The 22,116-nt window shown below is 54.4% G+C and carries 18 protein-coding genes; 14 read left to right on the plus strand and 4 right to left on the minus strand.

The features are described from left to right. Nucleotides 1–43: 43 nt before the first annotated feature. From pflB to ycaO, 3 genes are all read right to left on the minus strand, one after another. Nucleotides 44–2,326 carry a formate C-acetyltransferase gene (gene pflB, locus IM303_RS00530; protein WP_023338210.1) on the minus strand — a complete coding sequence of 761 codons (2,283 nt, stop codon included), beginning with the start codon at nucleotides 2,324–2,326 and terminating at the stop codon, nucleotides 44–46. A gap of 51 nt (nucleotides 2,327–2,377) precedes the next feature. After that, nucleotides 2,378–3,235 carry a formate transporter FocA gene (gene focA / locus IM303_RS00535; protein WP_028012564.1) on the minus strand — a complete coding sequence of 286 codons (858 nt, stop codon included), beginning with the start codon at nucleotides 3,233–3,235 and terminating at the stop codon, nucleotides 2,378–2,380. 406 nt (nucleotides 3,236–3,641) lie between these two features. Beyond that, nucleotides 3,642–5,402, minus strand: coding sequence for a 30S ribosomal protein S12 methylthiotransferase accessory factor YcaO (gene ycaO / locus IM303_RS00540; protein ID WP_049136587.1), 1,761 nt, complete (start codon nucleotides 5,400–5,402; stop codon nucleotides 3,642–3,644). A gap of 127 nt (nucleotides 5,403–5,529) precedes the next feature. Here ycaO and IM303_RS00545 point away from each other — a divergent pair, with 127 nt between their 5' ends. From IM303_RS00545 to IM303_RS00605, 13 genes are all read left to right on the plus strand, one after another. Next, nucleotides 5,530–6,222, plus strand: coding sequence for a DUF421 domain-containing protein (locus IM303_RS00545; protein ID WP_028012566.1), 693 nt, complete (start codon nucleotides 5,530–5,532; stop codon nucleotides 6,220–6,222). A 162-nt stretch (nucleotides 6,223–6,384) separates the two neighbouring features. After that, on the plus strand, nucleotides 6,385–7,473 hold the full coding sequence (serC, locus tag IM303_RS00550; RefSeq protein ID WP_048999368.1) for a 3-phosphoserine/phosphohydroxythreonine transaminase: 1,089 nt from the start codon (nucleotides 6,385–6,387) through the stop codon (nucleotides 7,471–7,473). A gap of 69 nt (nucleotides 7,474–7,542) precedes the next feature. Then, nucleotides 7,543–8,826, plus strand: a complete 1,284-nt coding sequence (gene aroA, locus IM303_RS00555) for a 3-phosphoshikimate 1-carboxyvinyltransferase (RefSeq protein WP_048999369.1) — start codon at nucleotides 7,543–7,545, stop codon at nucleotides 8,824–8,826. 185 nt (nucleotides 8,827–9,011) lie between these two features. After that, a complete protein-coding gene (gene cmk, locus IM303_RS00560; RefSeq protein ID WP_013097305.1) occupies nucleotides 9,012–9,695 on the plus strand; it encodes a (d)CMP kinase in 684 nt (227 codons plus the stop codon). A 111-nt stretch (nucleotides 9,696–9,806) separates the two neighbouring features. Then, entirely contained in the window at nucleotides 9,807–11,480 is a 1,674-nt protein-coding gene (gene rpsA / locus IM303_RS00565) for a 30S ribosomal protein S1 (protein WP_008499966.1), read from the plus strand. Nucleotides 11,481–11,650: 170 nt separating this feature from the next. Beyond that, nucleotides 11,651–11,938 (plus strand): integration host factor subunit beta, encoded by a 288-nt coding sequence (gene ihfB, locus IM303_RS00570; protein ID WP_008499965.1) that lies wholly within the window; start codon nucleotides 11,651–11,653, stop codon nucleotides 11,936–11,938. Nucleotides 11,939–12,152: 214 nt separating this feature from the next. Continuing rightward, nucleotides 12,153–14,417, plus strand: coding sequence for a ComEC family protein (locus IM303_RS00575; RefSeq protein ID WP_193359489.1), 2,265 nt, complete (start codon nucleotides 12,153–12,155; stop codon nucleotides 14,415–14,417). A 36-nt stretch (nucleotides 14,418–14,453) separates the two neighbouring features. Beyond that, entirely contained in the window at nucleotides 14,454–16,202 is a 1,749-nt protein-coding gene (gene msbA, locus IM303_RS00580; protein ID WP_028012570.1) for a lipid A ABC transporter ATP-binding protein/permease MsbA, read from the plus strand. Then, nucleotides 16,199–17,176 carry a tetraacyldisaccharide 4'-kinase gene (lpxK, locus tag IM303_RS00585; RefSeq protein ID WP_193359490.1) on the plus strand — a complete coding sequence of 326 codons (978 nt, stop codon included), beginning with the start codon at nucleotides 16,199–16,201 and terminating at the stop codon, nucleotides 17,174–17,176. The genes msbA and lpxK overlap by 4 nt, the downstream gene beginning before the upstream one ends. 44 nt (nucleotides 17,177–17,220) lie before the next feature. Further along, nucleotides 17,221–18,450 (plus strand): winged helix-turn-helix domain-containing protein, encoded by a 1,230-nt coding sequence (locus tag IM303_RS00590; protein WP_193359491.1) that lies wholly within the window; start codon nucleotides 17,221–17,223, stop codon nucleotides 18,448–18,450. 45 nt (nucleotides 18,451–18,495) lie between these two features. After that, nucleotides 18,496–18,678 carry a protein YcaR gene (ycaR, locus tag IM303_RS00595; RefSeq protein WP_006174474.1) on the plus strand — a complete coding sequence of 61 codons (183 nt, stop codon included), beginning with the start codon at nucleotides 18,496–18,498 and terminating at the stop codon, nucleotides 18,676–18,678. After that, nucleotides 18,675–19,421, plus strand: a complete 747-nt coding sequence (kdsB, locus tag IM303_RS00600; protein WP_193359492.1) for a 3-deoxy-manno-octulosonate cytidylyltransferase — start codon at nucleotides 18,675–18,677, stop codon at nucleotides 19,419–19,421. The genes ycaR and kdsB overlap by 4 nt, the downstream gene beginning before the upstream one ends. A gap of 141 nt (nucleotides 19,422–19,562) precedes the next feature. After that, the gene (locus tag IM303_RS00605) at nucleotides 19,563–20,456 is read left to right on the plus strand and encodes a YcbJ family phosphotransferase (RefSeq protein WP_028012574.1); all 894 of its coding nucleotides are present in this window, start codon (nucleotides 19,563–19,565) and stop codon (nucleotides 20,454–20,456) included. On the opposite strand, the gene elyC is transcribed toward IM303_RS00605, so the two are convergent. Next, nucleotides 20,433–21,212, minus strand: a complete 780-nt coding sequence (gene elyC / locus IM303_RS00610; protein WP_048999374.1) for an envelope biogenesis factor ElyC — start codon at nucleotides 21,210–21,212, stop codon at nucleotides 20,433–20,435. The genes IM303_RS00605 and elyC overlap by 24 nt on opposite strands. A 124-nt stretch (nucleotides 21,213–21,336) precedes the next feature. On the opposite strand from elyC, the gene cmoM reads away from it, so the two are divergent. After that, complete coding sequence (cmoM, locus tag IM303_RS00615) at nucleotides 21,337–22,116, plus strand: tRNA uridine 5-oxyacetic acid(34) methyltransferase CmoM (protein WP_028012576.1); 780 nt, start codon at nucleotides 21,337–21,339, stop codon at nucleotides 22,114–22,116.

Consider the following 22,116-nt stretch of genomic DNA (forward strand, 5'->3'; position numbering starts at 1 on the left):
CTTTATTGTACGCTTTTTAACGCGTGATTTCAGTCAATTCCACTTACATGGACTGAGTGAAAGTACGGGTGATAACGTCCTGCTGCTGTTCTTTCGTCAGGGAGTTAAAACGTACTGCGTAGCCAGATACGCGGATGGTCAGCTGAGGATATTTCTCAGGATGTTCCATCGCGTCGAGCAGCATTTCACGGTTCATTACGTTCACGTTCAGGTGCTGACCACCTTCGATGGACGCTTCGTGGTGGAAGTAACCATCCATCAGACCCGCGAGGTTAGTTTTACGCACTTCGTCGTCTTTACCCAGCGCGTTTGGCACGATAGAGAAGGTGTAAGAGATACCATCTTTCGCGTAAGCAAACGGCAGTTTAGCAACGGAGGTCAGAGAAGCTACAGCACCTTTCTGGTCACGACCGTGCATTGGGTTAGCACCTGGGCCAAATGGCGCGCCAGCACGACGACCGTCTGGGGTGTTACCGGTTTTCTTACCATACACAACGTTAGAGGTGATGGTCAGAACAGACTGAGTCGGGATAGCGTTACGGTAGGTAGTGAGTTTCTGAATTTTCTTCATGAAACGTTCTACCAGGTCAACCGCCATGTCATCAACGCGAGCGTCGTTGTTACCAAACTGCGGGTATTCGCCTTCTATTTCGAAGTCTACGGCCAGGCCGTCTTCGTCACGAATTGGTTTAACTTTCGCGTATTTGATTGCAGACAGGGAGTCAGCCGCAACGGACAGACCTGCGATACCACACGCCATGGTGCGGATAACATCACGGTCGTGCAGCGCCATCAGAGAGGCTTCGTAGCTGTACTTGTCGTGCATGTAGTGGATAACGTTCAGCGCGGTCACGTACTGCTTAGCCAGCCAGTCCATGAAGTGGTCCATGCGCTCCATGACTTCGTCATAGTTCAGCACGTCGCCTTTGATTGGCTCAGACTTAGGACCAACCTGCATTTTCAGTTTTTCATCAACGCCGCCGTTGATAGCGTACAGCATGGTTTTCGCCAGGTTTGCACGCGCACCGAAGAACTGCATTTGTTTACCAACAACCATTGGGCTTACGCAGCAAGCGATAGCGTAGTCGTCGTTGTTGAAGTCCGGACGCATCAGGTCATCGTTCTCGTACTGCAGAGAAGAGGTGTCGATGGACACTTTAGCGGCGAATTTCTTGAAGTTCAGAGGCAGTTTTTCAGACCACAGAACGGTGATGTTCGGCTCCGGAGAAGGACCCATGGTGTACAGGGTGTTCAGGAAGCGGAAGCTGTTTTTGGTAACCAGCGTACGACCGTCAACGCCCATACCACCGATAGATTCGGTTGCCCAGATTGGGTCACCAGAGAACAGTTCATCATATTCTGGGGTACGCAGGAAGCGAACCATACGCAGTTTCATGACCAGGTGGTCAATCATTTCCTGAGCGTCTTGCTCGGTGATTTTGCCTGCTTTCAGGTCACGTTCGATGTACGCATCCAGGAAGGTGGATACGCGGCCGAAGGACATTGCTGCACCGTTCTGAGACTTAACAGCGGCCAGGTAGCCGAAGTAGGTCCACTGAATAGCTTCCTGAGCGTTGGTCGCAGGACCAGAGATATCGCAGCCGTATTTAGCCGCCATCTCTTTGATCTGACCCAGCGCGCGGTGCTGTTCAGCAATTTCTTCACGCAGACGGATAGTCGCTTCCAGGTTTACGCCGTTTTCCAGGTCAGACTGCAGGGAAACGAACTGCGCGTATTTGTCTTTCATCAGGAAGTCGATACCGTACAGCGCAACGCGACGGTAGTCACCGATGATACGGCCACGGCCATAGGCATCTGGCAGACCAGTCAGAACGCCAGATTTACGGCAGTTCAGAATGTCTTTGGTATAAACATCGAATACGCCCTGGTTATGGGTTTTACGGTATTCGGTGAAGATTTTTTTCAGCATTGGGTCCAGCTCGCGGTTATACGCTTTGCAGGAACCTTCAACCATTTTGATACCACCGAACGGGATGATTGCGCGTTTCAGTGGTGCTTCAGTCTGCAGACCAACAATTTTCTCAAGGGCTTTGTTGATGTAGCCAGCATCGTGAGAAGTGATGGTGGATGCAACGGAGGTGTCAAAATCAACTGGCGCGTGAGTGCGGTTTTCCAGTTTAACGCCTTCCATTACGCTGTCCCACAGCTTGGTGGTCGCGTCAGTTGCGCCAGCCAGGAAGGATTCGTCACCTTCATACGGGGTATAGTTTTTCTGAATGAAGTCACGGACGTTGACTTCATTCTGCCAGTCACCTTTCGCAAAACCTTCCCAGGCTGTGGCTAACTTTTCATTAAGCTCGGACATGTAACACCTACCTTCTTAAGTGGATTTTTTATTTACTGCCTGAGACAACCATTAATGATGGTCGCCGCCACGCAGGTAAATGACCCAGTATGTCAACCCAACTAACAGACCCCCACCGATAATGTTCCCGATAGTGACGGGGATCAGGTTATCAGTAATGAAATTCATAATAGTCAGGTGAGAGAAACTTTCCGGGGATGAACCAACTGCGGTCCAGAACTCCGGGCTTGCAAAGTTGCGGATAACAATCCCCATCGGGATCATGAACATATTCGCAATACTGTGCTCGAAGCCGCTGGCAACAAACATCGCAACCGGCAGAACCATAATCATGGCTTTATCCATCAGGCTACGGCCAGAGTAGCTCATCCAGACCGCCAGGCAGACCATCAGGTTTGCGAGGATGCCGAGAGCAACGGCTTCGATAAATGTGTGATGCATTTTGTGGTCAGCGGTTTGCAGGACATTAAGCCCCCAGCCACCGTTGGCGGTCATATACTCGCCAGAGAGCCACATCAACAGAACAAAGAGCAGACAGCCAATCAGGTTACCAACGTAGACGTTAAGCCAGTTGCGCGCCAGTTGACCCCAGGTAATTCTTCCGCTGGCTTTCGCCACAACAATCAGCACCGTTGAGGTGAAGAGGTCGGCGCCGCAAATGACGCAGAGAATCAGACCCAGTGAGAAGCAAATGCCGCCAATCAGTTTGGCCATGCCGAAAGGCATTCCGGCAGTACCGGTGGTGGCGGTGATGTAGAAGACGAAAGCGATAGAGATGAACACACCTGCGGTGATCGCCAGATAGAACGTCTTCATCGGGTGTTTCGTTGCTTTATAGACACCCGCTTCTTCGGCAACTTTTGCCATCGCGGCGGGGAGTAAAAGATCAAAAGGGTTGTCAGCTTTCACACTAACTCTCTCTTTATTAAGTCGGCGACGAGATACTAACAAAGCATTATAGAAGAGAAATTGATATAGATCATATCTCGCCTGGCTTATAGGCCCGCAGTATGTATGGTTTTACAACAAATGCGGAGTAAGTAGTTGATTATCCGTATAAAAATAAATTTTAAAAGTTATGAAAAGAGTTGAATTTTTTCGTTCGGCCCCCTTCGAAACAGTTAATTAATATGGAGTATTTACCATAAAAAGTAACAATAAAGCCCAGGCAAATATTATTATATTTACCCGTGTTTAACTTTATTATTACAATCAACAATCATTGCCGAAGAGAATAAAAAACGGGGCAATGAAATTGCCCCGTAATATAGCCCAGACGATTGAATACGCCTACTGCCGTTAATGTTATATGCGCTTATTTTGACCAGTAAGCGGCTTTTGCTTTCTGCAGCTTTTCATAGGCCTTCAGCAGAGACTGATGCGCCGGGAAGGCTTTCAGATCGCTGTCAACCGCCTGCAGACCGTAGAACGGCTCTTCACCGCTCAGCGCCGCGCTGGCGGCTTCAACCGCTTCAGCACCGTACATACGTACGAAAGCGTTCAGGTACTGCAGTGGCTCGCGATCGTCTTCCTGTGCAAGCAGCAGCAGGGTTTGCAGGCAGCGGTAATAGTTGGTGCGCTCGGCGGAGAAGACCGACTGGTTAAACTCCATGGTCCATTCTGTCCAGGCCAGAGCCTGATCCAGATCGCCGCCCGCGAGGGCCAGCATCGCTTTCAGTTCACCGATGCGCAGCGTGTACCAGCCGTTGTCTTTCCCGGTCGCCAGACCCAGCAGCTCGCGCACGCGGGTAAAGTCATCGTGGCCTTCATCGTCCAGCTGGGCTATCAGGTTGAGATAATCTTCTTTTTCCCACTCGCTGCCCGGCAGGGAGAGTAGGGTTTCACGCAGGTGCGCGCCCATGCTGTTGTTTGCGAGCCACAGATCTTCCGCCGGGTAGATATCGGACATGCCAGGTACGATGATACGGCACGCGTAAACGCCCAGGTGTTCGTAGTCGGCAATGTAGACTTCCTGATCTTCGGCGTCGAAGATTGCCATCAATGTAGCGAACTCTTCTTCGGTGGTACCGGCAAAGCTCCAGTCCACGAACGGATAGTCCGCGTCCTGCTTGAACATATCCCAGGAAATCAAACCGCTGGAGTCGATGAAGTGGGTTTCGAGGTTGGTGTGCTCGGCTACTTCTTCATCGTCAAACGTTGGCGGGGTGAATACGTCGAGATCTTTCAGGCTACGGCCCTGCAGCAGCTCGGTCACGGTACGCTCCAGCGCCACGCCGAAGTCAGGGTGCGCACCGAAGGAGGCGAAGCAGGTTCCGTTAGTCGGGTTAAACAGCACGACGCAGATAACCGGATATTTACCGCCCAGCGAGCCGTCATACGCAAAGATTGGGAAACCTTCCGCTTCCAGTTTGGCGATGGATTCCACCACGCCCGGGTAGCGCGCCAGCACGTCCGCCGGGATCTCCGGCAGGCTGATGGATTCAGCGATGATACGGTTTTTAATGTGACGCTCGAACACTTCAGACAGGCCCTGCACGCGCGCTTCATTGCGGGTATTACCGGCGGACATACCGTTGGACACATACAGGTTGCCGACGATGTTCATCGGAATATACACGGTCTGCTCGTCAGACTGACGGGTGAACGGCAGGGCGCAGATCCCACGCTCTTCATTCCCAGATTGCAGATCGATCAGCATGCTGGCGGTCAGTTCGTTTTCCGGATCGTAGAAGGCACGCAGACGGCCATCCAGAATGCCTTCCGGCAGTTCATCGTCTTCGGTCAGCGGGAACCATTTTTCGTTCGGATAGTGAACGAAAGGGCCGTTGGCGATGGTTTCACCCAGCCAGAAGTCAGCGAAGAAGTAGTTGGTGGACAGACGCTCAAAATACTCACCCAGCGCAGAGGCCAGTGCCGCTTTTTTCGTCGCACCTTTACCGTTGGTAAAGCAGAGCGCGCAGTCTTTGTCGCGAATGTGCACGGACCAGACGTGAGGCACCGGGTTCAGCCAGGAGGCTTCTTCGATGTTAAAGCCCAGGTCGGTCAGTTTCTGCTGGAAGCGAGCGATGGAATCTTCCAGAGCGGCGTCTTTGCCGGGGATAAACGTTTGAGTCATGGCGTTCACTTTTATCGTACGTAAAGCGCGCAATGATACGGGTTTTGCGTGACGGGTGCTATCTCCGACGAAAATAAATGGCTGAGCTATGCTTAGTAGCAGTAACTGACTGTTAAGGCATAGAAAAATGAAAGCATTTGATCTCCAGCGGATGGCGTTTGATAAAGTTCCACCTGAATTTCTGGGCGAAGTGGCGCTGCGCAGCCTGTATACCTTCGTACTCGTCTTCCTGTTTCTCAAAATTACTGGCCGTCGTGGCGTTCGTCAGATGTCTCTGTTTGAAGTGCTGATCATCCTGACGCTGGGCTCGGCGGCGGGGGACGTCGCGTTTTATGACGACGTGCCGATGGTGCCGGTGTTTATCGTTTTTGTTTCCCTCGCCTTGCTTTACCGGCTGGTGATGTGGCTGATGTCAAAAAGTGAAAAGCTGGAAGATCTGCTTGAAGGGAAACCGGTCGTTATTGTTGAGGACGGTCAGCTGGCCTGGGAAAATGTGCAAAGCGCCAATATGACCGAGTTTGAGTTCTTTATGGAGCTGCGCCTGAATAGCGTTGAACAGCTCGGACAGGTGCGGCTGGCGATCATGGAAACCAATGGGCAAATCAGCGTCTATTACTATGCTGATGACGACGTTAAGCCCGGCCTGTGTATCCTGCCGGATATGTTAGTAGAACGGTTCAGGGTGATACCTGAAACCGGGGAGTATGCATGTATAAAATGTAGTCATGTTGTGGGGATGCATGCGGGCGATCATCAATTATGCCCTCGTTGTGCAAATCCGGAATGGACAAAGGTTAGCCGGGCTAAACGCCTCGTCTGACAGCGATTTTGTCGGTTTTGTGACGACGAGGCGGCAGATTGTTTTGTGTGACGAAGGGCACATTTCCCCGGTCATAAGTTTTAGACATTGCGGCGCGTGTCACTGAATGATAAAACCGATATCCACAGTTATAACTTATGGCTTTTAGCGTGGTGAGGGGAAATGGCTCAAGTTTTTAATTTCAGTTCAGGTCCGGCAATGTTACCGGCAGACGTGCTCAAACAGGCTCAACAGGAACTGTGTGACTGGAACGGTCTGGGTACGTCGGTGATGGAAATCAGCCACCGGGGTAAAGCGTTTATTCAGGTGGCGGAAGAGGCAGAAAAGGATTTTCGCGATCTGCTGAACATTCCCTCGAACTACAAAGTATTGTTCTGTCACGGCGGTGGACGCGGCCAGTTTGCGGGCATCCCGCTCAATCTGCTGGGCGACAAAACCACCGCTGATTACGTCGATGCCGGCTACTGGGCAGCCAGTGCGTTAAAAGAAGCGCACAAATACTGCACGCCGAACGTTATCGACGCCAAAGTGACCGTTGACGGTCTGCGCGCCGTGAAGCCGATGAGCGAGTGGCAGCTGTCTGACAACGCCGCGTATCTCCACTACTGCCCGAACGAAACCATCGACGGCATCGCCATTCACGAAGAGCCAGACTTTGGCGACAATGTCATTGTGACGGCGGACTTCTCTTCAACCATTCTGTCCACTCCGCTGGACGTCAGCCGCTACGGCGTCATTTACGCAGGTGCTCAGAAAAACATCGGTCCTGCTGGGCTGACTATTGTCATCGTCCGTGAAGACCTGCTGGGGAAAGCCCATAAGTCCTGCCCGTCAATCCTGGATTACACCATCCTGAATGACAACGACTCCATGTTCAACACCCCACCAACGTTTGCCTGGTACCTTTCCGGCCTGGTCTTCAAATGGCTGAAGCAAAACGGCGGCGTGGCGCAGATGGACAAGATCAATCAGCAAAAAGCCGAGCTGCTGTACGGCACGATCGACAAGAGCGATTTCTACCGTAACGATGTAGCGAAAGCGAACCGTTCGCGCATGAACGTACCGTTCCAGCTGGCAGACAGCAGCCTGGACAGCGTGTTCCTGGAAGAGTCGTTCGCAGCGGGTCTGCACGCGCTGAAAGGCCATCGTGTGGTTGGCGGGATGCGTGCTTCCATTTATAACGCCATGCCGCTGGAAGGCGTTAAGGCCCTGACCGATTTCATGATCGACTTCGAACGTCGTCACGGTTAATTTGCTGTTTTTCACCCCCGCAGCGTCCCTGCGGGGTTTTTATTATGTTGAGTTGAGAGTTTAGTTTTCATGGAATCCCTGACGTTACAACCTATCGCGCGGGTAGATGGCACCATCAATCTGCCTGGTTCAAAAAGTGTCTCGAACCGCGCTCTGCTGCTGGCAGCTCTGGCAAACGGCACCACCGTCCTCACCAACCTGCTGGACAGCGATGACGTGCGCCATATGCTCAATGCGCTGAAAGCGTTGGGCGTTCATTACACACTCTCTGACGATCGTACCCGCTGCGAAGTGACCGGCAACGGCGGCGCGCTGCAGGCGAGTGACGAGCTTGAGCTGTTTCTGGGTAACGCGGGTACCGCGATGCGTCCGCTGGCGGCAGCCCTGTGCCTCGGGAGCAATAACATCGTGCTGACCGGCGAGCCGCGCATGAAGGAACGTCCGATCGGCCATCTGGTAGATGCCCTGCGTCAGGGCGGCGCGCAGATTGAGTATCTGGAGCAGGAAAATTACCCGCCACTGCGTCTGCGCGGGGGCTTTACCGGCGGTACCGTCGAGGTTGACGGCAGCGTCTCCAGCCAGTTCCTGACGGCGCTGCTGATGACCGCGCCGCTGGCCCCGCAGGATACGGTTATCACGATTAAAGGTGAGCTGGTCTCCAAACCGTATATTGATATTACGCTGCATCTGATGAAAACCTTCGGCGTTGAGGTTGAAAACCAGTCTTATCAGCGTTTCGTGGTTCGCGGCGCGCAGCAGTACCAGTCGCCGGGCAACTACCTGGTTGAAGGCGATGCTTCATCCGCATCCTATTTCCTTGCCGCTGGCGCGATTAAAGGCGGTACGGTAAAAGTGACCGGCATTGGCCGCAACAGCGTGCAGGGCGATATTCGTTTTGCTGACGTGCTGGAAAAAATGGGCGCGGTTGTCACCTGGGGGGATGATTTCATCTCCTGTACCCACGGTGAGCTGAACGCCATCGACATGGACATGAACCATATCCCGGATGCGGCGATGACCATTGCCACGGCGGCGCTGTTTGCCAAAGGCACCACCACGCTGCGCAACATTTATAACTGGCGCGTAAAAGAGACGGACCGCCTGTTCGCGATGGCAACCGAGCTGCGTAAAGTTGGCGCTGAGGTAGAAGAGGGCGAAGATTACATTCGCGTTACCCCTCCGGCAAAACTGCAGTTTGCTGAAATCGGGACCTATAACGATCACCGTATGGCGATGTGTTTCTCGCTGGTGGCGCTGTCCGATACCCCTGTGACCATTCTCGATCCGAAATGTACGGCGAAAACCTTCCCGGACTATTTCGAACAGCTGGCGCGCATTAGCACCCTGGCATGATGAAGTCTTGCCGCATCACCTGATGCGGCATTTCCTTACGCTTCCTGACGATCTTTCCCGCTCATTTCTTCTACACTCTGCTTCTATCATTCCGTAATTTGCACGCAAAGGTAACAGTTGCGCACGTTGGCGCGTATAATGCGCGGCGTTCATGTTAACGGTATGCCTTATTTAAGGAGAAAAAGATGACGGCAGTTGCCCCGGTAATCACCATTGATGGGCCGAGTGGCGCAGGGAAAGGTACTCTGTGCAAAGCGATGGCGGAAGCATTGCAATGGCATCTTTTAGATTCGGGAGCAATCTATCGCGTGCTGGCGCTGGCTGCGCTGCATCATCACGTGGATGTCGCCTCTGAAGAAGCGCTGGTACCGCTGGCTGCGCATCTGGATGTGCGTTTTGTTTCCACCGATGGCAACCTGGAAGTGATCCTGGAAGGGGAAGACGTGAGCGGCGAAATCCGTACGCAGGAAGTCGCTAATGCGGCCTCCCAGGTGGCGGCTTTCCCACGCGTTCGCGAGGCGCTGCTGCGTCGCCAGCGAGCGTTTCGTGAAGCCCCGGGTCTGATCGCTGATGGACGCGACATGGGAACCGTGGTCTTCCCTGATGCGCCAGTAAAAATCTTCCTTGACGCCTCTTCGGAAGAACGTGCTCAACGCCGTATGCTTCAGTTGCAGGAAAAGGGGTTTAGTGTTAACTTTGATCGCCTTTTATCCGAGATAAAAGAGCGCGATGACCGCGATCGTAACCGCGCCGTCGCACCGCTTGTTCCTGCAGAAGATGCATTAGTTCTGGATTCAACCAGTTTAACTATTGAGCAAGTGATTGAAAAAGCGCTACAATATGCGCGCCAAAAACTGGCACTCGCGTAATCGCGACCGATTTAGCAGTACCCCCGCTGCAATGGATTGACGGCGGGTATGTGAAACAACCCCATCCGGCACGGAGCCAGGTGGACGTTAATATTAACCTGAAGATTAAACATGACTGAATCTTTTGCTCAACTGTTTGAAGAATCCTTAAAAGAAATCGAAACCCGTCCGGGTTCCATCGTTCGCGGTGTTGTTGTTGCTATCGACAAAGACGTAGTACTGGTTGACGCCGGTCTGAAATCTGAGTCCGCCATTCCGGCTGAGCAGTTCAAAAACGCCCAGGGCGAGCTGGAAATCCAGGTTGGTGACGAAGTTGACGTTGCTCTGGACGCAGTAGAAGACGGCTTCGGCGAAACCCTGCTGTCTCGTGAGAAAGCTAAACGTCACGAAGCATGGATCACGCTGGAGAAAGCTTACGAAGAAGCTGAAACTGTGGTCGGTGTTATCAACGGCAAAGTTAAAGGTGGCTTCACTGTTGAGCTGAATGGTATTCGTGCGTTCCTGCCAGGTTCACTGGTAGACGTTCGTCCAGTCCGTGACACCCTGCACCTCGAAGGCAAAGAGCTTGAGTTCAAAGTAATCAAGCTGGACCAGAAGCGTAACAACGTTGTTGTTTCCCGTCGTGCCGTTATCGAATCCGAAAACAGCGCAGAACGCGATCAGCTGCTGGAAAACCTGCAGGAAGGCATGGAAGTCAAAGGTATCGTTAAGAACCTCACTGACTACGGCGCATTCGTTGACCTGGGCGGCGTTGATGGCCTGCTGCACATCACCGACATGGCGTGGAAACGCGTTAAGCACCCAAGCGAAATCGTGAACGTGGGCGACGAAATCACTGTTAAAGTGCTGAAGTTCGACCGCGAGCGTACTCGTGTATCCCTCGGCCTGAAACAGCTGGGCGAAGATCCATGGGTAGCTATCGCTAAGCGTTACCCAGAAGGTACTAAACTGACTGGTCGCGTAACCAACCTGACCGACTACGGCTGCTTCGTTGAAATCGAAGAAGGCGTTGAAGGCCTGGTGCACGTTTCCGAAATGGACTGGACCAACAAAAACATCCACCCATCCAAAGTTGTTAACGTTGGTGATGTAGTGGAAGTGATGGTTCTGGATATCGACGAAGAACGTCGTCGTATCTCCCTGGGCCTGAAGCAGTGCAAAAACAACCCATGGCAGCAGTTCGCGGAAACCCACAACAAGGGCGACCGTGTTGAAGGTAAAATCAAGTCTATCACTGACTTCGGTATCTTCATCGGCCTGGACGGCGGCATCGATGGCCTGGTTCACCTGTCTGACATCTCCTGGAACGTTGCAGGCGAAGAAGCAGTTCGTGAATACAAAAAAGGCGACGAAATCGCTGCAGTTGTTCTGCAGGTTGACGCAGAGCGTGAGCGTATCTCCCTGGGCGTTAAACAGCTCGCAGAAGATCCGTTCAACAACTGGGTTGCACTGAACAAGAAAGGCGCAATCGTAAACGGTAAAGTGACTGCAGTTGACGCTAAAGGCGCAACCGTAGAACTGGCTGACGGCGTTGAAGGTTACCTGCGCGCTTCTGAAGCTTCACGTGACCGCGTTGAAGATGCCACTCTGGTTCTGAACGTAGGCGACGACGTTGAAGCTAAGTTCACCGGTGTTGACCGTAAGAACCGTGCAATCAGCCTGTCTGTTCGTGCTAAAGACGAAGCTGATGAGAAAGATGCAATCGCAACTGTTAACAAACAGGAAGATGCAAACTTCTCTAACAACGCAATGGCTGAAGCTTTCAAAGCAGCTAAAGGCGAGTAATATCAGGTTCTCAGCATCATTTGAGCTGTAACGCATTTACAGCGCGAAGGATGAGGAGCAAACTTGACAGATTACAGGATTCGTCCTGTAATCAATAACAAAGGGCGGCTACGGCCGCCCTTGTTTAATGAGCTGTTCAGCTAATTGGTTTGAAAGGAACCGGAGGAATCATGACCAAGTCAGAATTGATTGAAAGACTTGCCAGTCAGCAACCGCATATCCCTGCCAAGGCAGTGGAAGATGCCGTAAAAGAGATGCTGGAGCATATGGCCTCCACTCTTGCCCAGGGCGAGCGCATTGAAATCCGCGGTTTCGGTAGTTTTTCTCTGCACTATCGTGCTCCACGTACCGGGCGTAACCCGAAAACTGGTGATAAAGTCGAGCTGGAAGGGAAGTACGTTCCACACTTTAAGCCGGGTAAAGAACTGCGCGATCGCGCCAATATTTACGGCAACTGAGTTTAGCCAGCCGGTTAAACTGGGTTCGAAAGAAAGCACCTGCGGGTGCTTTTTTTGTCTCCGTCACTTTCATTCTGAAGGTGTCTCGCATTTTAAGTTGCATTTTCTGCAACGCGCTAAAAACCTTGCAGCGCTTGCTATAGATTGCATTTTTCACACCTGACACCCCGCTCGATCTGCCCGCATACTGCCACCCAGAAACAGGGAGGTAGCAATGGGAATTCCCGCTTTAGGTATCAGCGCCATTCTGGCGATAGCCCCATTACTCTGGTTACCTGAACTGCCATCGCGTTATACCATCTGGATAATGATGGCTGGCGCAGTTGCACTGGCCGCACGCCAAAACGTACGGCTGAAGTATGTGGGGATGACGCTGTTATTTTGCGTGTGGGGCATTCTGGCCGCGCAAGAGAGCGTCTGGCCGATGCAGCATTTAACCGCAGGTGCCGTGCAGGCCGAGGTGGAGATCGCCGCGACTGATGGTGCAACTGTGCATCAGGGAAAAATACTCACCGTTGATGGCCAGCGCTGGTGGGCGTCAACAGGCGTAACGCTTTATGGTCATTATCTGCCGCAGAAAGCGTGTGCCGGTCAGCGCTGGGCGATGACGCTCCGGCTCAGGCCTGTACACGGCGAACTGAACGACGGAGGGTATGACCCCCAGCGCAGCGCTATTGCCCGCCATCAAACGCTAAGTGGGCGTTTTACCCATGCAGAACTCATCGATGGACGCTGCAGCCTGCGAGCGCAATACCTGACATCGCTGCAAAACCGACTTTCAGTTTATCGCTGGGGCGCGGTTATCCTCGGGCTGGGCATGGGAGAACGTCTGGATGTCCCCAGGGAAATAAAAGACCTGATGCGTGAAACCGGCACGCTGCATCTGATGGCGATTTCTGGTCTGCATATCGCGCTGGCGGCCTCCATCGTCTGGTTTCTTGTGCGCGGGCTTCAGTTTTTATTACCTTGCCATCGGGTCAACTGGCAAATGCCTCTGCTGGCAGGGTTATTCTTTGCTGCTTTCTACGCCTGGCTGACCGGTCTGCAACCGCCCGCGCTACGCACGGTCATCGCACTTGCTGTACTGGCGGCGCTGCGGATCGGTTCCCGGCAATGGTCTCCATGGCAGGTGTGGATCTGCTGTGTCGCGGCGATCCTGATAAGCGATCCCTTAGCCATACTTTCGCAGAGTCTGCTTTTGTCTGCATTTGCCGTCGCCGCGCTGATTTTCTGGTTTCAGTGGTTGCCGCTTCCTCACTGGCAGTGGGCTCGCCGGATACGTCCGCTGCTGAACCTGGTCTATCTGCAGGTCGGCATGCTGTTACTTCTCATGCCGCTACAGGTTCTGATTTTCCATGGCTTTAGCATTTCATCGTTGATCGCCAATTTCTTTGCCGTGCCGTTGGTGACGTTTGTCTGCGTACCGCTGATTTTACTCGGCATGCTGCTCCATCTGCTGCCGCTGGCGGGGCTGGAAAGCGGCATCTGGTATGCAGCCGATAAGACGCTTGCCGGGTTGTTCTGGTTGCTGATGCGCCTGCCAGACGGCTGGCAGAGTGTGGACCAGCGCTGGCAGTACATGACGTTACTGCCGTGGCTTATCCTCATCGGCTGGCGTTTCCGTGCCTGGAAAACCGTTCCTGCCGTTTGTCTGGCGGGATGTGTCTTGCTGGCTTCTCCCCTCTGGCGGACGGCGAAAAGCGACGCCTGGACGCTCCATATGCTGGACGTGGGGCAGGGACTGGCAATGGTTATTGAACGACAGGGAAAAGCCATTCTTTACGATACCGGGCTTGCCTGGCCGGGCGGGGATAGTGCACAGCGGTTAATTATTCCATGGCTGCGCTGGCATCATCTGCAGCCGGAAGGCGTTATTCTCAGCCATGAGCATCTCGACCATGCGGGAGGCCTTGTATCGCTGCAAAAAACATGGCCCGAAATGTGGGTAAGAAGTCCGTTGCACCAGACCGGGCATCGTCCCTGCTTTCGCGGGCAAAGATGGCAATGGCAGGGGTTAACGTTCACCGTCCACTGGCCCACTGAAAATTATCCGGCTCAGGGTAACAATCACTCCTGCGTGGTAAAAATTGACGACGGCGAGCAGAGCGTTCTGCTGACGGGAGACATTGAAGCACAGGCAGAACAGGCTATGCTTAGCCATTACTGGCAGCATCTGACGTCCACCCTCATACAGGTACCTCATCACGGCAGCAATACCTCGTCGTCATTGCCGCTGGTACAGCGGGTTGAGGGGCTGATAGCTCTGGATTCAGCGGCCCGCTATAACGCATGGCGATTCCCGTCTGCTAAAGTAGTCTGGCGCTATCGAAAAGAGGGATATATCTGGCACGATACCCCCCATTCCGGGCAAATATCGGTGACATTTTCGCACCATCGCTGGCAAATCCGGCGCGTGCGGGATCAATTTTTACCCCCCTGGTATCATCAGTGGTTTGGCGCGCCCGTAGATAACGGGTAGAATATGCGGCTATTTCAACAAATGCTGGTTTTTTGAATGCATAACGACAAAGATCTCTCCACGTGGCAAACCTTCCGCCGACTCTGGCCGATGATTGCACCCTTTAAAGCAGGCCTGATCGTGGCGGGTGTAGCGTTAATCCTCAACGCAGCCAGCGATACTTTTATGTTATCGCTCCTCAAACCGTTACTGGACGACGGTTTTGGTAAAACGGATCGCTCAGTGTTGCTATGGATGCCTCTGGTGGTTATCGGGCTGATGATCTTACGTGGTATCACCAGCTATATCTCCAGCTACTGCATTTCCTGGGTTTCCGGGAAAGTGGTTATGACCATGCGCCGTCGTCTGTTCAGCCACATGATGGGCATGCCGGTCTCATTCTTTGACAAGCAATCCACCGGGACGCTGCTGTCTCGCATTACCTACGATTCAGAGCAGGTTGCCTCCTCCTCTTCAAGCGCGCTGATTACCGTCGTGCGCGAAGGAGCGTCGATCATCGGTCTGTTTGCAATGATGTTCTATTACAGCTGGCAGCTGTCGCTGATCCTTATCGTGCTGGCACCGGTCGTGTCCATTGCTATCCGCGTCGTCTCAAAGCGCTTCCGCAATATCAGTAAGAATATGCAGAACACCATGGGGCAGGTGACGACCAGCGCAGAACAGATGCTGAAAGGGCACAAAGAAGTGTTGATCTTCGGCGGTCAGGAAGTTGAAACCAAACGCTTTGACAAAGTCAGCAACAAAATGCGTCTGCAGGGGATGAAGATGGTCTCGGCCTCTTCCATCTCTGACCCGATCATTCAGCTGATTGCCTCACTGGCGCTGGCGTTCGTTCTTTATGCGGCAAGCTTCCCGAGCGTAATGGAGACGCTGACGGCGGGTACTATCACCGTAGTCTTCTCCTCGATGATTGCCCTGATGCGCCCGCTGAAATCCCTGACCAACGTGAACGCCCAGTTCCAGCGCGGGATGGCCGCCTGCCAGACGCTGTTCAGCATTCTGGATTCTGAACAGGAAAAAGACGAAGGTACACGCGAGGTAGAGCGCGCGCGTGGCGACGTGGAGTTCCGCAACGTGACCTTCACCTATCCAGGCCGCGAAACGCCGGCTCTGCGCAATATCAACCTGACGATTCCGGCAGGTAAAACCGTTGCGCTGGTAGGCCGCTCCGGCTCCGGTAAATCCACCATTGCGAGCCTCATCACTCGTTTCTACGATATTAACGAAGGTGAGATCCTGCTGGATGGTCACGATCTGCGGGAGTACACCCTGCAGTCGCTGCGTAACCAGGTTGCGCTGGTTTCTCAGAACGTGCATCTCTTCAACGATACGGTTGCCAACAACATTGCTTATGCACGCACTGACGAGTACAGCCGTGAGCAGATTGAGAACGCCGCGCGTATGGCGTATGCAATGGACTTTATCAACAAGATGGATAACGGTCTGGACACGATCATCGGTGAAAACGGGGTACTGCTCTCCGGCGGTCAGCGCCAGCGTATCGCCATTGCGCGCGCGCTGCTGCGCGATAGCCCGATACTGATCCTGGACGAAGCAACCTCTGCACTGGATACGGAATCTGAACGCGCGATTCAGTCGGCGCTGGATGAACTGCAAAAGAACCGTACGTCGCTGGTGATTGCGCACCGTCTGTCCACTATTGAGCAGGCAGATGAGATCGTCGTGGTTGAGGACGGCATCATTGTTGAACGCGGAAGCCATGCCGATCTGCTGGAACATCGTGGCGTTTACGCCCAGCTTCATAAGATGCAGTTCGGCGAATGATTGCACGCATCTGGTCCGGTGAATCCCCGCTGTGGCTGCTGCTTTTGCCGCTCTCCTGGCTGTACGGCCTGGTGAGCGGCATTATTCGCCTGTTTTACCGTCTGGGGATCAAGCGTGCCTGGCGCGCGCCGGTTCCGGTTGTCGTGGTGGGTAACCTCACGGCGGGCGGCAACGGCAAAACGCCAGTGGTGATCTGGCTGGTGGAGCAGTTGCAAAAACGCGGCATCCGCCCCGGCGTGGTGTCGCGTGGGTATGGTGGTAAAGCGGCGCACTACCCATTGCTGCTGTCGGCGGAAACCACGACCGCAGAAGCGGGTGATGAGCCAGTATTGATTTTCCAGCGTACCGGTGCGCCGGTTGCGGTCTCCCCGGTGCGCAGCGACGCCGTGCAGGCCCTGCTTGCTGAACACGCGGCACAAATCATCATCACTGACGACGGCCTGCAGCATTACGCTCTGGCGCGTGATAAAGAGATTGTAGTTATCGACGGCGTTCGCCGTTTCGGCAACGGCTGGTGGCTGCCCGCTGGCCCCATGCGTGAACGCGCTTCGCGTCTGAAGTCCGTTGATGCGGTGATTGTTAACGGCGGTGAAGCAAAGTCGGGTGAAATTCCTATGCGTCTGTTACCGGGAATGGCGGTCAACCTGGTGACGGGTGAACGCCGGGCGGTTGCAGAACTGCCTTCGCTGGTGGCAATGGCGGGTATTGGTCATCCGCCGCGCTTCTTCGCGACGCTGGAGCAGTATGGCGCCCGGCTGGAAAAACGCGTTCCGCTGGCTGACCATCAGGCGCTGGTGGCAGAGCAGGTTGAGGCGCTTACCGCGCCTGGCCAGACGCTCATTATGACCGAAAAAGATGCGGTGAAATGCCGTGCCTTTGCGAAAGAAAACTGGTGGTATCTGCCGGTTGACGCTGAACTCAGCGGCGAACAGCCGGAACAATTGCTTAAGGAACTGATTGCGTTGGTGCAGTAGAGGCTTACGCGGTTCTGGTGGCGCTTTGACTGACAGGAAAACGCATGTCTTTACCGCAACTCTCGCTTTCAGCCGCACGTCATTTACACCTTGCCGCGCAGGGGCTGCTCAAAAAGCCCCGTTGCCGCGCGCAGCCTGCCGATATCCTCTCTACCGTCCAGCGCATGTCGCTGCTCCAAATCGACACCATTAACATTGTCGCCCGTAGCCCTTACCTGGTGCTGTTTAGCCGCCTGGGGAGTTATCCTCCGCAGTGGCTGGATGAGGCGCTCTCCAAAGGGGAGCTGATGGAGTACTGGGCTCACGAAGCCTGCTTCCTGCCCCGTAGCGATTTCGCCCTGGTGCGTCACCGTATGCTTGCTCCGGAAAAGATGGGATGGAAATACCGGCAGGCGTGGATGGAGGAACATGAGGCCGAAATAGAGCAGCTTATCAGCCATATTGAGGAAAACGGCCCCGTTCGATCCGCCGATTTTGAACATCCGCGCAAAGGTGCAGGCGGATGGTGGGAGTGGAAGCCGCACAAGCGTCATCTTGAAGGGTTGTTCACGTCAGGCAAAGTCATGGTCATTGAACGGCGTAATTTTCAGCGCGTTTATGATCTGACGCATCGCGTGATGCCTCACTGGGACGACGATCGGGATCTGCTTACTCAGGAGGCGGCCGAGGCCATCATGCTGGAGAACAGCGCCCGCAGCCTGGGCATTTTCCGTCCGCAATGGCTGGCAGACTATTACCGCCTCCGTCAGCCTGCGCTGAAGCCTCTGCTGGAGATGTGGCAGCGTGAACAGCGAGTTATTCCCGTTATGGTGGAAACGCTGGGCGAAATGTGGCTGCACGCGGAACTCCTCCCGTTATTGCCTCAGGCCCTGGAGGCCAAACTTCAGGCGACCCACAGCGCGGTATTGTCGCCGTTCGACCCGGTTGTCTGGGACAGAAAACGCGCCGAGCAGCTGTTTGACTTCAGCTACCGGCTGGAATGCTATACCCCGGCGCCAAAGCGGCAATACGGCTACTTTGTTTTACCGCTGCTGCACAAGGGACAACTGGTCGGACGCATGGATGCCAAAATGCACCGCAAGACCGGCACGCTTGAAGTCATTGCCCTTTATCTGCAAGAGGGCATCAGGGTCACGGCGAGCCTGGAAAAAGGGTTAACGTCCGCCATTAGCGAGTTCGCGCGCTGGCAGGAGGCTCGCGACGTAACGCTTGGCCGGGTACCTGACGGGTTATTCACATCCTGTCGAAGTGGCTGGGAAACAGGCACGCCCTGAAAAGGGAATGTGTTAAGCTTTAGCGATTACCCATACGGAGGAACTATGGATCACCGTTTACTTGAAATTATTGCCTGCCCGGTATGCAACGGCAAACTTTACTACAGCCAGGACAAACAGGAGCTGATCTGCAAGCTGGACAGTCTGGCCTTCCCGCTGCGTGACGGCATTCCGGTACTGCTGGAAAATGAAGCCCGTTCCCTGGTGGCAGAAGAGAGCAAACCATGAGTTTTGTTGTCATTATTCCTGCACGTTATGCCTCAACGCGTCTGCCGGGTAAACCGCTGGTAGATATCAACGGCAAGCCGATGATTGTGCATGTCCTTGAGCGGGCGCGTGAGACCGGTGCCGACCGCATTATCGTTGCAACCGATCATCCTGATGTCGCCCGTGCGGTTGAGACCGCAGGCGGTGAGGTGTGCATGACCCGCGCCGATCACCAGTCCGGCACCGAGCGTCTGGCGGAAGTGGTTGAGAAATGTGGTTTCAGTGACGATACGGTCATCGTCAACGTGCAGGGCGACGAGCCGATGATCCCGGCCGTTATTATCCGTCAGGTGGCGGAAAACCTGGCGCAGCGTCAGGTCGGTATGGCGACGCTCGCGGTGCCTATTCACCATGCTGAAGAGGTATTCAATCCGAATGCGGTGAAGGTGGTGATGGATGCCGAAGGCTATGCGCTCTATTTCTCCCGCGCTACGATTCCATGGGATCGCGATCGCTTTGCGCTCTCTAAAGAGACCATCGGTGATTCTTTCCTGCGTCATATTGGGATCTACGGCTATCGCGCCGGCTTTATTCGCCGCTATGTAGCCTGGGCGCCGAGCCCGCTGGAGCATATCGAAATGCTGGAGCAGCTTCGCGTGCTCTGGTATGGCGAAAAAATCCACGTTGCCGTTGCCCGCGAAGTACCGGGAACGGGCGTTGATACCCCGGAAGATCTTGAGCGCGTCCGCGCCGAGTTGCGCTAATCCCGCCTGCATCCCTCCTTTCGGAGGGATGTCCTCTCCCCGCAAATTCCCCTTTCTTTACCCTAATTGATCTCTTCCGGGTGACATCTTCACGCTGTGCGCTCATTATAAAAGCAGTAGTCTTAATGGGGGTAATCTCATATGGAACAGCTGCGTGCCGAACTTAGCCATCTGCTGGGTGAGAAGTTAAGCCGGGTCGAATGCGTGAGTGAAAAGGTCGATACCGCGCTCTGGTCGTTGTATGACGGCCAGGGCAACCCGATGCCGTTGATGGCACGAAGCTTCTCGTCGCCGGGCGTCGCCAGGCAGCTTGCCTGGAAAATGTCGATGCTGGCACGGGAGGGAACCGTCCGTATGCCGACCGTGTACGGCGTGATGACCCACGAGGAACATCCCGGCCCGGACGTACTGCTGATTGAGCGTTTACGCGGTGTGCCGGTTGAAGCGCCCGCGCGTACGCCGGAACGCTGGGAACAGCTGAAAGATCAGATTGTTGAGGCGCTGCTGGCCTGGCACCGACAGGATAGCCGCGGGCTTGTTGGTCCGGTTGACAGCACCCAGGAAAACCTGTGGCCGCTGTGGTATCGCCAGCGGGTGGAAGTGCTGTGGGGGACGCTTAACCAGTTCAACAATACCGGTTTGACCATGCAGGACAAACGTATTCTGTTCCGCACCCGCGAGTGCTTACCGGCGCTGTTCGACGGCTTTAACGACAACTGCGTGCTGATCCACGGCAATTTTACTCTGCGCAGTATGCTCAAAGACTCCCGCAGCGATCAGCTCCTGGCGATGCTAGGGCCGGGGATCATGCTCTGGGCACCGCGGGAATATGAGCTGTTCAGGCTCAGCGACAGCGGGGCGGCGGAAGGTTTACTGTGGCACTACCTTCAACGCGCGCCCGTTGCAGAGGCGTTTCTCTGGCGCCGCTGGCTTTATCTGCTCTGGGACGAAGTGGCGCAGCTGGTCAACACCGGACGTTTCAATCGCGCCAACTTCGATCTGGCGGCTAAATCACTCTTGCCCTGGCTCGCCTGACGAGCCTTTCAGCCACTGCCAGAGGCGTCCGAGCGTCTCGTAGCCGACGCGATCGCTATGCATCAACCACATCGGAGAGGGGATCACCCGTTCCCATGGGTTGAGCGGCGCGCTGATGGCCATCTGGTTTGCCGGTGCGGGAAGCGGGTGCAAACCTTGCTTCTCGAAGAAAATCATCGCTCTTGGCAGGTGCGAGGCGGAGGTCACCAGTAAGAACGAAACATCGCCAATCGCCTGCTTCACCGCGGCAGCCTCTTCCTCGGTATCCTTTGGGCTGTCCAGCGTGATGATAGAGGAACGCGGTACGCCGAGCGATTCCGCGATTCTGGCCCCCGCTTCAGCCGTGCTCACCGGGTTGGTTTTGGCCGCCGCGCCGGTGAAGATCATTTTTGATCCCGGATTCGCCAGCCACAGACGAATACCTTCGTTTAGCCGCGGCAGGCTGTTGTTGATCAGGTTCGAACTGGGGGCCCAGTCAGGGTCCCAGGTATACCCGCCGCCCAGCACAACGATGTAATCAACTTTCTGGTTTCCCTGCCACGTAGGGTACCTGTTTTCGATGGGGCGCAGCAGTCCATCCGCCACTGGCTGCAGGCTCAGCAGCAGCAGGACCAGCCAGCCGAACGTAATAAGCGTTTTGCCACTCTTCTGAAAGCGACTAAACCACACCAGCGCCAGCCCCAGCGCGATGATGATAAGCAGTAGCGGAAGGGGAAGCATCATCCCTCCAACGTATTTCTTAAGGGTAAAAAGCATCCTTTTTGGTTCCTTTTTTGACCATACAGCAGATGATTACCGGTGATATTACACCAGAGAGGTTCATTCTCCGCGCGGGTGTGACAAAATAGCGGTTTTGCAGTTAGCGAGTGGAACTCTCCCAATGCGGGATCGCAATTTTGATGACATCGCGGAAAAGTTTTCGCGCAACATTTATGGCACCACGAAAGGACAGCTCCGTCAGACGATCCTGTGGCAGGATCTGGACACTATTCTGGCGACGTTCGGTGGTCAAACGTTGCGCGTGCTGGACGCCGGTGGTGGTGAAGGGCAGACGGCGATAAAAATGGCTGAACGCGGTCATCACGTCACGCTTTGCGATCTTTCTGCTGAAATGGTCGCCCGCGCGACGCGTGCGGCAGAAGAGAAAGGTGTGAGCGACAACATGCATTTTATACAATGCGCCGCTCAGGACATCGCGCAGCATTTGGAAACCCAGGTTGATCTGATATTGTTTCATGCGGTGCTGGAATGGGTTGCCGATCCGCAAAGCGTGTTACAAACCCTGTGGTCAATGTTACGTCCGGGCGGTACGCTGTCGCTGATGTTCTACAATGCTAACGGCTTCCTGATGCACAACATGGTGGCAGGGAACTTCGACTATGTTCAGGTCGGGATGCCGAAAAAGAAAAAACGCACGCTTTCCCCGGACTATCCGCGCGATCCGCAGCAGGTTTACGGCTGGCTGGAAGAGATTGGCTGGCAGATCGTCGGGAAGACGGGCGTCAGGGTGTTTCATGATTATCTGCGTGAAAAACACAAACAGCGTGACTGTTTTGACACCTTAACAGAATTAGAAACGCGGTATTGCCGCCAGGAGCCGTTCGTCAGCCTTGGCCGCTATATTCACGTCACCGCGCACAAGCCGCAGATGCAAGGATAA

It is taken from the genome of Enterobacter cloacae complex sp. P38RS (genome assembly GCF_014930775.1).
Taxonomy (GTDB): Bacteria; Pseudomonadota; Gammaproteobacteria; order Enterobacterales; family Enterobacteriaceae; genus Enterobacter; species Enterobacter bugandensis.